Source organism: Brachybacterium sp. sponge, from assembly GCF_001613775.1.
Lineage (GTDB): Bacteria > Actinomycetota > Actinomycetes > Actinomycetales > Dermabacteraceae > Brachybacterium > Brachybacterium conglomeratum.
In genome coordinates, this window is sequence record NZ_LRMP01000001.1 from 1,274,533 (window position 1) to 1,288,853 (window position 14,321).

The following is a 14,321-nucleotide window of genomic DNA, read 5'->3' on the forward strand; positions in this document are numbered from 1 at the left end:
CTCCTCTGCGGGTGGGCGGGGGACGACGGGCGATGGTGCGGTGCCGGGCCGCGGCACGGCGGGCGCGCCGACGGGCGCAGGCCGGACTGCGGCTCAGGCGAACTCGCGCAGGTGCGGGGGCAGGCCCTGCTGGAACCAGCCCGCGACCTCGCTCGCGTAGTAGGTCAGGACGCTCGAGGCGCCGGCGCGGCGGAAGGCCAGCAGCGACTCGAGGATCGTGCGGTCGCGGTCGATCCAGCCGTTCGCCGCGGCCGCCTCGATCATCGCGTACTCGCCGGAGACCTGGTAGGCGCCGACGGGGACGGGGGAGGCGGCGGCGACGTCCTTCAGCACGTCGAGATAGGGCAGGCCGGGCTTGACCATGACGAGGTCGGCACCCTCGGCGACGTCGAGCTCCAGCTCGCGCAGCGCCTCGCGGCCGTTGGCAGGATCCTGCTGGTAGGTGCGGCGATCGCCTTGCAGGGACGAGTCCACGGCCTCACGGAACGGGCCGTAGAAGGCGGAGGCGTACTTCGCGGTGTAGGCGTAGAGCGCGGTCTCGAGATGGCCCTCGGCATCGAGCGCGTCGCGGATCGCGGCGATCTGGCCGTCCATCATCCCCGACGGGCCCAGCAGGTGCGCGCCGGCCTCGGCCTGCGCGAGGGCCATCTCGCGGTAGCGCACGAGCGTCGCGTCGTTGTCGACCCGGCCGTCGGCGTCCAGCACGCCGCAGTGGCCGTGGTCGGTGAACTCGTCCAGGCACAGGTCGGCCATGATCACGGTCTGATCGCCGAGCTCGGCGCGCAGGCGGGCCAGCGCCCGGTTGAGGATCCCGTCCGGGTCGGTGGCGCCGGAGCCGACGGCGTCCTTGTGCTCGGGCACGCCGAAGAGCATCACGCCGCCGACGCCGCGCTCGGTCGCCTCGGTCGCGGCGCGGACCAGGGAGTCCATGGTGTGCTGCTCGACGCCGGGCATCGAGGTCACTGGCTTGTTCTCGCTCGCGCCCTCGCGCACGAACATCGGCAGCACGAGGTCGGCGGGGCGGAGGGCGTGCTCCCGCACCAGGGAGCGCATCGCGGCGCTGCTGCGCAGGCGGCGGGGGCGGTCGATCGGTCCGGGGAGGGTCGGCTGGGTCATCGGGTCTCCTTCGATCGGGGGTGCATGGGGTGGGATGGGTCCGCCGCGTCGAGCGCCTCGAGGACGGCCGCGACGAGCGCCTCGTCGGTCGGGGCGGCGGCCTGGTGGAGGGGGCCGAGGCCGGCGGCGCGGACGGCCTCGGCGGTCGGGTCGCCGATGGCGATCACCGCGGTGGCGGGGTGCACGCCGAGCTCAGCCGCACGTCGGGCGATCATCGGGCTGGTCAGCACGATCGCCGCGTACCGCCCGGCGGCCAGGGACTCCGCGACCGCCGGGGGCGGGTCGACGGGCTCGGGACGATAGGCCTCGACCTCCATCACCTCGTAGCCGGCCGCGCGCAGCCCCTCGGGGACGGTGCGGGAGGCGGCGGCTGAGGCGGGCAGCAGCACTCGATCGCCCGGGGCGGCGGGCGGCATAGCGGCGACGAGCGCCGCGCCGGAGCCGTCGGCCACGGCGGTGGGCGAGAGGCCCGCCGCCCGCAGGGTCTGGGCGGTGCCCCCACCGACGGCGATGATCGCCGTCTCGAAGGGGGCCTCCGCCCCGGCGAGGACCTCGGCGGCGGTGCGGGAGGTGACCACGAGATGCGTGAACGCGCCCGCGGCGAGCTGCGCGAGGGCGGCCTCGAGCTCCTCGCCGCTGCTCGGGACGAGGCGGGTCAGCGGGGCGTGCTCGGCCGTGAGGCCCTCCGCCTCGAGCAGGCTCGCGAGACGCTCCCCCCGCCCCGCCGGGCGCGTGACCAGCACGGGCCCGGCGGCGCGGGGCGGGGCGGAGGCCATCTCTGCGGAGGGCATCAGGCGCGGACCTCCGCGAGGATCTCGCCGGCGCCGCGGGAGAGCAGGTCCGCGGCGAGCTCCTGGCCGAGCTCGACCGGGACCGAGCCCGGCCCGGAGAGCGCATCGGCAGCGAGGTCCAGGTCCACCCGGGCCTCGCCCTCGACGACATGCGTCCCGTCGGGACGGATCGCGAGGGCGCGCAGGCGCAGGACCTGCGCGGCGGCGGGAACCGCGCCCGGCTCCAGCTCCGCGTACGCGGCGACCGGGGCGGAGCAGCCCGCCTCGAGCGCCCGCAGCAGGGACCGCTCCGCGGTGACCGCGGCGCGGGTGGTCGCGTCGTCGACCGCCGCGAGACGCTCGGCGAACCAGGGCGCCTGCGCCATCGCGGCGGTGGTCGCCTCGACCGCGAGCGCGCCCTGGGCGGGGGCCGGGAGCATGACCTCGACGGGCAGGAGCTCGCTGATCACGGCCTCTCTGCCCACGCGGCGCAGCCCCGAGGCGGCGAGCACCACGGCATGGAGGTCCGCGTCCGTCCCGAGCGCCCGGTTCAGGCGGGTCTCGACGTTGCCGCGGATCCCCACGACCTCGAGATCGGGCCGCGCCCGCAGCAGCTGCGCGCCGCGTCGCGGGGAGCCGGTGCCCACCCGCGCCCCGGCCGGGAGTTGAGCGAGGGTCATCCCGTCACGAGCGCACAGGGCATCGCGCGGGTCCTCCCTCTCCGGCGTGCAGACCAGCGTGATCTCGTCCAGCGGCGCGGTGGGCAGGTCCTTCCAGGAATGGACCACCACGTCGACCTCGCCGTCCATCAGGGCCTGTCGCACGGCGGTGACGAACACGCCGGTGCCGCCGATCTGGGCGAGGGGGCTTGTGCGGTCGCGGTCGCCATGGGTGCTCACGTGCACCAGCTCGACCTCGTGCCCGGTGCCCTCCACGACCGCGGCGCCGACGTGCCCGGACTGCGTGAGCGCGAGATCGGAGGCACGGGTGCCGATCCGCAGCGGGGACGCGGTCACGAGAGGGATCCTGTGCCCGCCTGGCCGTCGCCGGCCGTGGCGCGATGCTCGGCCCGGGCCCGCTCGACGTCCGACGCGGAGTCCACCGCGCTGGTGGTGGGACGGCAGATGCGTCCTGCGCAGCAGTTCACCCCGCACACGTCCGGGGTGCCCCCGAAATCCGTGACCACCCGTCGCGGGAAGGACTCGTCCAGCCGTTCCTGGACAAGATCCGCGAGGGCGGCGATGAAGCGGGGATCCTCCCCGGAGGTCGCGACGCGGCGGAAGGCGAGACCCTTCTCCTCGGCGGTCTCCTTCGCCTCGGTGTCCAGGTCCCACACGACCTCCACATGATCGGTGACGAAGCCGATGGGGACGACGACGACCGCATCGGCGGAGTCCTCCTCGGCGAGCCGGGTGATGACGTCGTTCACGTCGGGCTCGAGCCACGGGATGTGCGGCGCCCCGGAGCGGGACTGGTAGACGAGCTGCCAGTCCGGAAGCTCGGGAGCGTCATCGTGCAGCTGGTCCATCACCCATCGGCAGGCGGCGAGATGCTGCTCGACGTACCAGCCGCCCGAGCCCTCGACCCGCGTCTCCTCCGGCCCGGAGGCCTCGGCCATCGCCGTGGGCACCGAGTGGGTGGAGAAGAGCACCGCGATGCGCTCGCTGTCGTGGCCCTCGGAGGCGAGGCTCGCCAGGGCGGCCTCGACGCCGTCGACCACCGGCGCGAGGAACCCGGGGTGGTTGAAGTAGACGCGGACCTTGTCGATGGTGACCTCGCCGGCCAGACCCGTCTCCTCGAGCACCATGCCGAAGTCCTCCCGGTACTGCCGGCAGGAGGAGTACGAGGAGTACGCGCTGGTGACGAGACCGAGGGCGTGGCGGTGGCCGTCGGCGTGCAGAGCGCGGACGGCCTCGGCGTTGTAGGGCTCCCAGTTGCGGTTTCCGAAGTAGATCGGCAGGTCCACGTCGCGGCGTGCGAGCTCCTCCTCGAGCGCGGCGATCATCGCCTCGTTCTGCGCGGTGATCGGGCTGCGTCCGCCGAGAGCGCGGTAGTGGCCCGCGACCTCCTCCAGCCGCTCGTCGGGGATCCCGCGCCCGCGAGTGACGTTGCGCAGGAAGGGGATGACGTCCTCCTGCCCGTCGGGGCCGCCGAAGGAGGAGAACAGGATCGCGTCGAAGGGGCGGGCCTCGCCGCGTCGCACATGAGTGGGGGAGTCGGGGGCCGCGCTGCGGGGCGTGGGCATCTGCGTGGTGGTGTCGGTCATGGTGTGGTCCTCGGTGAAGGTCGTGCGGGTAGGGAGGCGTCCGGGATCAGGCCAGGAGCGCGGCGACGTCCTCGAGGTCCTCGAGGCGGCGGCCGGTGTGGAAGGGGAGTTCGTCGCGCACGTGCAGGCGCGCATCGGAGTAGCGCAGGTGGCGCATCATGTCGACGAGGTCGTGCAGATCGTCGGCCTCGAAGGAGAGCAGCCACTCGTAGTCGCCGAGCGCGAAGGCGGCGACGGTGTTGGCGTTGACCTGGGGGTAGTCGCGGCCCAGCAGGCCGTGCTCGCGCAGCATGCGGTTGCGCTCCTCGTCGGGCAGCAGGTACCACTCGTAGCTGCGCACGAAGGGGTACACGGTGATCCACTGCTTCCGCTCGAAGCCCGGGACCATGAACGAGGGGACGTGGCCCTTGGCGAACTCGGCCATGCGGTGCACGCCCACCGACGCCCACTCGCGGTGCAGCCAGGTGCCGGCCAGGGAGCGCTCGAACTCGCGCAGGCCGCGCTGCAGCGCCTCGGGGTCCTCGGCGGCGAGCCACAGCATCAGGTCGTCCTCGGCGCGGAAGCCGGAGACGTCGTAGAAGCCGAGGATCTCGACTCCTCCATTGCTGGCAGACTCGATCAGCGGGACCGTCTGGGTGAGCGCCTCGGCGACCTGGGCGGTGGTGAGCTCGCCGTCCTCGGTCAGGCCGGAGAGGCGGCGGAACACGGTGTAGCTCGTGTACCGGGTGGTCTGCGCGATCTCCTCGGGGGTCGAGGCGGCGGCGTCGTTCATCGTGGGGTTCCTTCCGTGGGAGCGGTGGGAGAGATCGGGGTGGTCTGCGGGGCCTGCGCGGCGGCGGCGCGGGCGTCGTCGGCGCGGACGATCGCGTCGAGGCCGGTGCCGGCCCGCCAGGAGCCGACGAGCTCGAGGTCGTCCCGCGCCTCGAGCAGCCTCGCGAGCGCGTCGAGGGCGGCGCGGTGGCCGGGCCGGGGCCGGCGCATCGCCCGGTCCCAGTCGATCACGGCCCAGTCCGCGAGCTGGGAGCGGGTGAGTGGGGTGCGGAGGATCGCGGAGGCGTCGGCGAGGGCGAGGTCGACGATCTCCTCCCGCTCCGGCAGCTGTTCGCCGGGACGGCCGTAGGAGAGGCGCACCAGGTGCGGGGAGGCGGCCGACGGGAGGGCCTCGCGCAGCGCGCGCTCGACGTGCTCCCACTTGGCGCTCGCATGGGTGAGGGCCTTCGCGCGGATCCCCGGGGTGCCCGGCGCGACCAGTGCACCGGTCCCCGAGGGATGTGAGTCCAGGGCGGGGGCGTCCAGCACCAGGGCGACCAGCCGCACCGCGGCCGACGGCGTCTCCGGGATCGCCTCGGCGATCTCCGGCGCGGCCCCGGCGAGCAGGGAGCGGGCGGTGTCAGGAGGGCAGGCGAGCACGAGGCGGTCGGCCTCGAGCTGCTCACCGCGGGCGGTGTCGACCCGCCACGGCTCGCCCTCGCGGTCCAGGCCCGTGACCTCCACGCCGGTGCGCACGATCCCGCCCGCGGCGAGCAGCTCCTCGCGCAGCGCCGCGGGAAGGGCCGCCATGGTCGGGGCGAGGGCGTGCACACGGGTCCCGGCGCTCGCGCCGGCCGTGCGGCCGGCGTCGCCCCGTCGTCCCCCGCCGCGCAGGCGGCGCACGGTCCGCACCAGCGAGCCGTGCTCGGCCAGGCCCGTCGCGAGCTGCGGGGAGGCGGCGGCGAGCTCGAGCTCGGCCGGATCGGCGGAATGCACCCCGCCGACGATCGGGGCGACGAGCCGCTCGAGCACCCGTCGGCCCATCCGGCGTCCGACCGTCTCGGCGACGGTCGCCCCGGGCCGTGCGCCGACGCGGGCGGGCAGCAGGGGCTCGAGCGCCGCGCGCAGCGCCCCCGGCCAGCCGAGCACCGCGCGGACGTCGGCGGCGAGCGGTCGGCCGGGCACCCCGAGCAGGGCGCCGGCCGGGGCGCGGTGCACCCCGGCGGCGGAGACGATCCGGCTGCCGAGCCCCTCGCGCGGGGAGACGACCCGATCTGCGAGCCCGAGCTGCGCGACCAGCGCGTCGACCGCTCCGGAGGCGGTCGAGTACGCCTCGGCACCGGCGTTCAGGGCGAGGTCGCCGGCGCCCGGGAGGGCGAGCTCCGCGACCGCGCCGCCGAGGCGGTCCTCGGCCTCGAGCAGCACCACGCGGTGCCCCGCGCGCTGGTGGCGTCGGGCGGCGAGCAGCCCCGCGAGGCCGCCGCCGACGACGAGGATCCGGGCGCTCATGCCTCGGGCGCCTCCGCGGTGCGCGCGACGCGCTGGGAGTGGAGGAAGGCGACCAGGTCGGTGAGGACCTGCGGGTCCGTGTCCGGCGGGACCCCGTGGCCGAGGTTCACCACGTGCCCGGCCGCCGCGGCGCCCGCCTCGAGCACGCCGCGCGCCTCCGCGAAGCGAGCCTGCTCCGAGGTGAACAGGACCGCGGGGTCGATGTTCCCCTGCACCGGGGTGCCGGCGGGGAGGACCTCCAGCGCTCGGTCCAGGCGCAGGCGGTGGTCCACGCCCATCGCGGTCGCGCCGGCGCCGAGCATCGGCAGCAGCAGGTGCGCGGCCCCGACTCCGAAGTGGATCCGCGGCACCGGCAGGTCCGCGACGTGGGCGAGCGCGGCCGCGGAATGGGCCTGGACGTGCTCGAGGTACTGCTCCTGCCCGAGCGCGCCCACCCAGGAGTCGAACAGCTGCACCGCGGAGGCGCCCGCGAGGACCTGGGCCCGCAGGAAGCGGCCCGACAGCTCCGCGACCCAGGTCGCCAGGCGCTCCCACAGGTCCGGGCGCGAGCGCATCAGCGCGCGGGTGCGCAGGTGGTCACGGCTGGGGCCGCCCTCGACCATGTAGCTCGCGACGGTGAAGGGGGCGCCGGCGAAGCCGATCAGGGGCGTGGTGCCGAGCTCCGCCACGGTCAGGCGCACCGCCTCGCGGATCGGGGCGAGCGCCTCCTCGTAGTCGTCGCCGAGCGGGGGCAGCGCCTCGATGTCGGCCTCGGTGCGCACGGGATGGTCGAAGACCGGGCCGACGCCCGAGCGGATCTCGACGCCGAGGCCGGCGAGGCGTGCGGGGACGACGATGTCCGAGAAGAAGATCCCGGCGTCCACGCCGTGGCGGCGCACGGGCTGGAGCGTGATCTCCGCGGCCATGTCGGGGCGGACGCAGGAGTCGAGCATCGTGGTCCCCTCCCGCAGCGCCCGGTACTCGGGCAGCGAGCGCCCGGCCTGACGCATGAACCACACGCTCGGTGTGTCACTCCTCACGCCGCGCAGCTCCTGCAGCAGTGAGGCGTCGGCCACGCCGCCGTCGACGGCGCAGCGGCGCGCGGGATGCTCCTCGGGGAGCGATCCGGGGCCCGTGAGGGGGTGCGCGGAAGAGGTCTCGGCACGGGGTGCGGCAGTGGTGGCGAGCCCGGGGCCTGCGGCGTTCCCAGATGCTGACAGGTGTCGCGATCGATCTGACGCACCGTCGGCAAAAAGGGGCTCTGACATGGGGTTCTGGTTCATGACGCCCCCATTGTGCACACGTTCGCGCGCGGCGTCGCCAGACAGGTCCTCCGGGGGGTGGAGCGACGGGCGGACGTGCCTAGACTGAGGATCATGCTCGCTGCTCTCCGTGCCTCCCACGAGCATCTCGACCTCGAGATGCTCGACGCCCTGACCCGGGGTGCGGAGTCCCTTCCCGAGGCGCTCGAGAAGCTGCAGGCCGAGCGCGCCGAGGCCGTCGGTGCCCCGCCCGTCGTCTCCGGAGCGGTGGTGCTCAGCACCTGCAACCGGCTCGAGGTCTACCTCGACACCGAGCGCTTCCACGAGGGCGTCGAGCTCGTGATCGACGCGGTCTCCCGCACCAGCGGCCTGGACCGCGAGGTGGTCTCCCTCTGCTTCGACGCCGCGATGGACGCCCCCGTCCCGCAGCACCTGTTCGAGGTCACCTCGGGGCTGCGGTCGATCGTGATGGGCGAGGCCGAGATCTCCCACCAGGTGAAGCAGGCCTACGAGGCCGCGCGCCGCGCCGGTCGCACCACCTCGATGCTCCACGACCTCTTCCAGCACGGCTTCCGCTGCGCCAAGAGCGTCGCCACCCAGGCCCCCGTCGGCGCCGCGGGTCGCTCCGGCGCCTCCGTCGCGCTGGACCGCGCCGGGATGCAGCTCGGCGGCTTCGAGGGCCGCAGCGTGCTGATCGTCGGCACCGGCGCCTACGCCCGGCTGGGGCTGTCGGAGCTGGCCCGCCGCGGCGTCTCCCGGATGCAGGTCTTCTCGCCGTCCGGGCGGGCGGCGGGCTTCGCCGAGCGCCACGGCGCGGAGGCCGTCGAGGCCGAGGGTCTCGAGCGGGCGCTGCGCGAGGCCGACCTGGTGCTGGCCGCCTCCGGCCGCGGCACCTCGCTGTTCCCCGAGCTGTTCCTGAACGCGGGCCGCACCGTCGTGCTCGACCTCGCGCTGCACTCCGACCTCCACCCCCTCGTGCGCCACCTCAAGGGCATCACCGTGCTGGGGCTGGAGGACCTGCGCCGGGAGGACCCGGACGGCGAGGACCCGGCGCTGGTGACCGCCCGCGGCATCATCGCCGAGAACGTCGAGGCCTTCCGCCAGCAGCAGGAGGTGCGCCGCATCGACCCGGCGATGGCCGCCCTGCGCCGCGAGGTGTTCGACGCGGCCGACGGGGAGATCGACCGCCTGCGCCGCGACGTCTCCGGGGAGACCGCCGACCAGCTCGAGCGCTCGGTGCGCCGCATCCTCGCCAGGGTCATGCACCAGCCCGCCGAGCGGGCCCGGCACCTGGCCGAGACCGGCTTCGCCGACGAGTACGTCTCCGCCTTCCACACGATCTTCGGGATCGACATCTCCGCCGCACAGGGCGCCGAGGACCCGACGGTGCCGGCGGCGCCCGGCGCCGCCGAGCCCGTGCCGGCCGGCTGGATGCGCGTGGACCGCACGGTCCCGCCCGGCCCCGCCGACCTCGCGGGCCTGGCGGGAGCGGCCGCCCTCGCCGTCGACGGCCGGCCCACCGGCGCGGAGCTCGCCCGGCGGACCCTGCGCGGCAGGGGCTGCCCGGCCGGGCACGACGCCGAGGACTGAGCCTCCCGGGGTCTGGACCGCAGCCGGAGCCGCGATCCGCCGGTCAGCGCCGGGAGCGCCTCCACCAGCGGCGACGGCGCTCGGGCGCGGGCTCCTCCTGCGGCGGCGCGGGCTCCACGGACGGCTCCTGCACCGGCTCCGGCTGCTCGAGCTCCTCGGGGTCGATCCGCAGGCCGTCCTCGTCGACCCACACGTCGGTCCAGCCGACGTCGGACTCGTCCCGGGGCACGAAGGGGCGACGGCCCGGCAGCAGCTCCTCGACCTCGGCCGCCGCCGGCTCCTGCGGGACGCGGACCTCCTCGCCGCGGTGCGGCACCGGGCAGGTCCAGAAGAACGGGCACCCCGGACACCCGGCGGTCTCCTCGTCGGGAGCCGCCTCGCGCTGCATCGCGACGGTGTCGATCTGCTGCAGCATGCGCAGACGCGAGTCGTAGGGGTTGATCTCCATCTCGCGCCCAGCCTACTGCCGGGACGTGGGCCGCCGCGCCGGGCGGGGGACCGTAGGATCAGGTGTCGATCACCAGCACGAGGAGACCCGAATGAGCACCCCGGCCGAGCGCGTCCGCGACACCACCCGACGCCTTCTCACGCTGCTCGAGGAGGGCGAGTCCACGACGCCCGAGGCGATCACGCTGCGTGCCGAGCTCGCCGAGGCCACCGCCGAGACGGGCCAGCTCGAGGACGCCTACTACCAGGCCGACGAGCTGCTCAAGGACGCGCGGCGCGAGCACGGCGAGGAGCACGAGGCGACCGTCCGGGCGCGCGCCGCGAGGGACGCGGTCGAGGAGATCGTCCGCCGGGGCTGAGGCCTCGCCCGTCGTCGGCGCCCGTCACCAGCGGAAGCCGGAACCCCCGAGCTGCCGCGCGACCTCACCGCCAGTCGACCGCAGGTAGGTCGCCGTGTTGTGGTCCTTGTCCATGAACACGGTGACGTTCCCGATCCTGGGACGGCACTCGTGCTCTGGGCACAGAACCGGCAGCAGGTCGACCTGGTGCACCGGGCCCTGTGCGGCGAGCGCGGCGAGCCGCTCTGCGTCGGGTCGCACCTGGGGCATGTGCTCGGGGTCCAGAGGCGTCGTACAGTCCATCTCGTTCCCTCCCGCCTCGAGGCACGAGACCGGGTCCTCCGCCGCGCGAGGGGGCGTGCGCAGGGCGATCACGGGAATGCCTGCGTCGACGAGCTCCGGTACCGTCTCGTCGAGCACGGGGCTCGGGGTCTCGGGGCCGACCCCTCGGTACACGGTCGTATTCATCGCGACCGCATCGGGCTGCAGCTCGCGGAGATAGTCCATGACCGCGAGGTTGTGGTCGAAGCACTCCTGGCCCTTGTACGTCATGACCCCGGGCATGAACTGACAGCTGTTGCGATGGATCAGTACGAGCCGCCACCCTTTCCGCTCGGCCGGTTCGATCAGCGACATCGCCGACTGTCGCATGCGTGAGTTCCCTACTGCCACGATCACCTTCGCGTTCTCCGGGGCGTCGGTGCTCTGGCAGCCCTCAGCGACCGAGTCGACCTGGGGCTCGAGGTTCCCCTCGCAAGGGCCATCGAGCATGCCCCAGTCCCCGCGCAGCGACTCCTCGGTCGGCAGGGGAGCCGCATTCGGATCCGCATCGGGGTGGGGCACGAAGTCGCTGTCGAGCACACGCGCCCCGGGATTGTCCGCGACGGCGCGGCGCTGCGCCTCCTGCTCCGCCCGTTCGAGCACGACCTGGGCTCCGAGGGAAGGGCCGAGCCCCATCATGAGGGCAAGCGCGACGACTGCCCAGGAACGCATCGGCGCGGCGTTCGCCCAGCGCCAGTGGCGCACGGGGGCGTCGATCCATCGCGTGAGAAGTCGTGCGAGCACGAGCGACGACGCGATGATCAGAGCGCCGAGCAGAGGCCCCGCGCTCTCGCGGCCTGTCGCCAGCAGCGTCACGGTGAGGATCGGCCAGTGGATCAGGTAGAGCGAATAGCTGATGTCTCCCAGCAGGGTGAAGGGCCTGGATGTGAGCAGGCGATCCGCACCCCAGCGGGAGCCCGTTGAACCAGACAGGAACACGCCGGTCGCCCCGAGCAGCGGGATCAGCGCGACCCATCCTGGGAACAGCGAGCGGGCGTCCAGCAGGATGCCGGTCCCGATCAGCACCGCCAGCCCCGTCCAACCCAGCAGGACCCGGGGGAACGATGCCCGGCCCGGGCCCGGGGACGTCGCGGCGGGCCAGAGGGCGAGCAGCGATCCCGCCGCGAATTCCCACATGCGAGCAGTCGTGTCGAAATAGGCGATCGGCTGCTGGGTCGCGGTGGAGACCATCGACCAGGCGAAGCTCGCCAGCGTGATCGTGCTCATCAGCACGAGGAGCATTCGACGCGGGGCGACACCGGCCACGTGGGCGAGAGCCGCGCAGAGCACGAACAGCAGCGGCCAGAGCAGGAACACCTGACCCTGGATCGACATCGACCAGAACTGCTGCATCGGCGAGGTGGTCAGCGTTGCTGCGGCCTCGTAGTCGGTGCCCCGGACGATCAGCTGCCAGTTCTGGACCTGCAGGAGCGAGGCGACCGCGTCCTGGAGGGACGGCATCCAGGTGCTCGGAGGGAGGAAAAGCTTCACTGCCGCGAGCGTGCCGAGGATCACGACTACCGCAGGCGGCAGGAGTCGCTTGAAGGTGCGGGCCCAGTAGGCCACGGGCGCGAGAGGGCGCCCGTCCTCCATCCTCCGCACGAAGCTGCCGGTGAGGAAGTAGGCCGAGAGGAACAGAAACACGTCCACGCCTCCCGAGACCCGGTCGAGGAAGACGTGGTAGAGCACGACCAGACCGATGGCGAGGCCGCGCAGGCCGTGCAGCTCAGCGCGGTGACCTGATGCGTAGGCTGTGGAACGGGGGATGGCATTGTGACGCTCGACCGCGGCGCTCACCACTGGAAACCTCCGTCACGCAGCCGTACCGCGACCTCGTCCTGCATCGACTCGGCATAGGTGCCGGTGAGATGGTCGTCGTCGAGATACACCACGACGTTCCCGATCAGCGGGGTGCAGATCTCCTCGGGGCAGATGAGATCGTTGACCTCGAGCGCCGTGACCTCCCCCGGATGCTGCGCGAGCAGCTCGGCGTCGGGGCGCTCGAGTGTCAGCGGCTCGGCGAGCGGCGGGGCGCAGTCGGGATCGTCGAACCCCTTCTCCCGGGTGCACACCGGCGGGTCGAAGGGCATGCGGGGCAGGTCGCGCACCGCGATCACCCGTGCTCCGCCGTCCACCAGGTGCGGAACCGTCCGCTCCATCCCCGGAGTGATCGTCTCGGTGCCGTCGCGATTCATGAAGGAGGTGTTCAGCGCGACCGCGTCCGGGGAGACCCGGTCGAGGTACGACTTCGCCTCGGCGCTGAAACCGTCGCAGGCCTCGATCCCGGTCTCGGCATCGGGCGTGTACGCACAGCCTCCCTTCCACAACGTGACGAGGGTCCACCCCTCCTGCCTCGCCACTTCGATGAGGGAGGCGCTGAACTGCTCCAGGCGGGAGTTGCCGACGCTGACGAGGACGGGGGCGCCCTCGTCCCCCGGCACGACACGGCACAGCTCTTCCAGACGGGTGGTCTCGATGCCCTGGGGGGCGAGATCACCCGTGCAGCGCTGCTCCCCGGCGACCCAGTCCTTCCCGAGCGTCGCCGCGGTGGGCAGCGGCTCGGCCGACGGGTCCGCGTCGGGGTGGACGGTGAAGTCGGGGTCCAGCACGCGGGCGCCGGGGTTGTCGGCCACGGCGCGGGCCTCCGCCTCGCGCTGCTCGCCCAGCAGGTGCTGCTGCGCGCCGATCATCGGGGCGAGCGCGAGGACGAGGCAGGTGAGGACCACGAGGCCGCCGCGTCGCGCCTTCGCGCCCGCCCAGCGCCAGCGCCGGACCGGGGTGTCGACGACCTTCGTGAGCAGCCAGGCGAGGACCAGCGAGAGCAGGATCAGCACCAGCCCGTCGAGCAGGCCGGCGCGCTCCTTGCCGGCCCATGCGAGGTAGAGGGTCAGCAGCGGCCAGTGCACCAGGTACAGGCCGTAGGAGATGTCGCCGAGCACCCGGCCGGGAGGGGTCGAGAGCAGACGGTCCACGCCGAGGGGATGCCCGGTGGTGCCGGCGCACAGCACCACCGCCGCGGCCGCGAGCGGCCAGGCCGCGATCCAGCCCGGGAAGGCGCCCTGCACATCGACCAGCAGGCCGCAGGAGACGAGCCCGACGATGCCCGCCCAGCCCATCACCACCGGGACCAGGGCGGCGCGGGGACGGGGACGGCGGCGCCGGCCGGTGCGGGCGCGGCGCTCCTCCCAGACCGGGAGGGCCAGGCCCAGCAGGGACCCGGCCGCGAACTCCCACAGCCGGGCGAAGGTGTCGAAGTAGGCGATCTCCTGCTGGACCGCGGTGGAGTGCACCGACCAGGCGAAGGACGCCACCAGCACGAGCGCGAAGACGACGGCGAGCACGCCGCGCACGGACCAGCCGCGCCACCGCGCCAGCAGCACGCCGCCCGCGATCAGCAGCGGCCACGCCAGGAACACCTGCCCCTGGATGGACAGCGACCAGAAGTGCTGGAAGGCCGAGGCGCCGGTCTCCTCCGCCGCGTAGTAGTCCACGCCCCGCTGGACCAGCACCCAGTTCTCCACGTGCAGCACCGAGCCGATCGCATCGGTGAGCGCAGTCATCCAGCGGTCCGCGGGAAGCACGAGGTACACCCCGGCGAGGGTCGCGAGCGCGACCACGGCCGTCGGCGGCAGCAGCCGCTTGAAGGTGCGGGCCCAGTAGGCCGGCGGACGCATCGCCCGGCCCGCATCGGCTTTGCGCAGGAACGTCCCCACCAGCAGGAACGCGGAGATGAACAGGAACACGTCCACGCCGCCGGAGACCCGGTCGAACCAGACGTGGTAGAGCACGACCAGGCCGGTCGCCAGGCCGCGCAGGCCGTGCAGCTCGGGTCGGAAGCGACCGGCGGGCGTGGTCCCGCCGGCGGAAGGGGCGCCGGCTGCGGCGGTCCCGGCGCGGGCGGTGGAGGAGGGCTGCGAAGGCATGGAGGGGGACTCGGAGGATCTCGGGGAGGGACGGGAGAGGGAGAGGGGAT

At 73.9% G+C, this 14,321-nt stretch carries 12 protein-coding genes; 2 read left to right on the forward strand and 10 right to left on the reverse strand.

Annotation, left to right across the window (positions count from 1 at the left end):
* Positions 1–93: 93 nt before the first annotated feature.
* From hemB to hemE, 7 genes are read right to left on the reverse strand one after another with little or no spacing between them, the layout of a single operon-like run.
* The gene (gene hemB / locus A4A78_RS05560) at positions 94–1,116 is read right to left on the reverse strand and encodes a porphobilinogen synthase (protein ID WP_062947358.1); all 1,023 of its coding nucleotides are present in this window, start codon (positions 1,114–1,116) and stop codon (positions 94–96) included.
* Positions 1,113–1,907, reverse strand: a complete 795-nt coding sequence (locus tag A4A78_RS05565) for a uroporphyrinogen-III synthase (RefSeq protein WP_062947359.1) — start codon at positions 1,905–1,907, stop codon at positions 1,113–1,115. Before A4A78_RS05565 ends, hemB begins: the two co-directional genes overlap by 4 nt.
* Positions 1,907–2,902: a hydroxymethylbilane synthase gene (gene hemC / locus A4A78_RS05570; protein WP_062947360.1), complete on the reverse strand. Its 996-nt coding sequence runs from the start codon at positions 2,900–2,902 to the stop codon at positions 1,907–1,909. The genes A4A78_RS05565 and hemC overlap by 1 nt, the downstream gene beginning before the upstream one ends.
* Entirely contained in the window at positions 2,899–4,152 is a 1,254-nt protein-coding gene (locus A4A78_RS05575; RefSeq protein WP_062947361.1) for a ferrochelatase, read from the reverse strand. The genes hemC and A4A78_RS05575 overlap by 4 nt, the downstream gene beginning before the upstream one ends.
* Before the next feature lie 46 nt (positions 4,153–4,198).
* Positions 4,199–4,924 (reverse strand): hydrogen peroxide-dependent heme synthase, encoded by a 726-nt coding sequence (gene hemQ / locus A4A78_RS05580; RefSeq protein ID WP_062947362.1) that lies wholly within the window; start codon positions 4,922–4,924, stop codon positions 4,199–4,201.
* On the reverse strand, positions 4,921–6,411 hold the full coding sequence (hemG, locus tag A4A78_RS05585) for a protoporphyrinogen oxidase (protein ID WP_062947363.1): 1,491 nt from the start codon (positions 6,409–6,411) through the stop codon (positions 4,921–4,923). Before hemG ends, hemQ begins: the two co-directional genes overlap by 4 nt.
* Complete coding sequence (gene hemE, locus A4A78_RS05590) at positions 6,408–7,466, reverse strand: uroporphyrinogen decarboxylase (RefSeq protein WP_062947364.1); 1,059 nt, start codon at positions 7,464–7,466, stop codon at positions 6,408–6,410. The genes hemG and hemE overlap by 4 nt, the downstream gene beginning before the upstream one ends.
* A gap of 300 nt (positions 7,467–7,766) precedes the next feature.
* On the opposite strand from hemE, the gene A4A78_RS05595 reads away from it, so the two are divergent.
* Complete coding sequence (locus A4A78_RS05595) at positions 7,767–9,242, forward strand: glutamyl-tRNA reductase (RefSeq protein WP_062947365.1); 1,476 nt, start codon at positions 7,767–7,769, stop codon at positions 9,240–9,242.
* A 43-nt stretch (positions 9,243–9,285) separates the two neighbouring features.
* On the opposite strand, the gene A4A78_RS05600 is transcribed toward A4A78_RS05595, so the two are convergent.
* Positions 9,286–9,690, reverse strand: coding sequence for a hypothetical protein (locus tag A4A78_RS05600; RefSeq protein ID WP_062947366.1), 405 nt, complete (start codon positions 9,688–9,690; stop codon positions 9,286–9,288).
* A gap of 91 nt (positions 9,691–9,781) precedes the next feature.
* Between A4A78_RS05600 and A4A78_RS05605 the strand changes: the two genes are divergently transcribed.
* Positions 9,782–10,048 carry a hypothetical protein gene (locus tag A4A78_RS05605; protein ID WP_062947367.1) on the forward strand — a complete coding sequence of 89 codons (267 nt, stop codon included), beginning with the start codon at positions 9,782–9,784 and terminating at the stop codon, positions 10,046–10,048.
* 24 nt (positions 10,049–10,072) lie between these two features.
* On the opposite strand, the gene A4A78_RS05610 is transcribed toward A4A78_RS05605, so the two are convergent.
* Positions 10,073–12,145: an acyltransferase family protein gene (locus A4A78_RS05610; RefSeq protein ID WP_231880850.1), complete on the reverse strand. Its 2,073-nt coding sequence runs from the start codon at positions 12,143–12,145 to the stop codon at positions 10,073–10,075.
* Entirely contained in the window at positions 12,142–14,271 is a 2,130-nt protein-coding gene (locus A4A78_RS05615) for an acyltransferase family protein (protein ID WP_062947369.1), read from the reverse strand. Before A4A78_RS05615 ends, A4A78_RS05610 begins: the two co-directional genes overlap by 4 nt.
* Between the last annotated feature and the right edge of the window lie 50 nt (positions 14,272–14,321).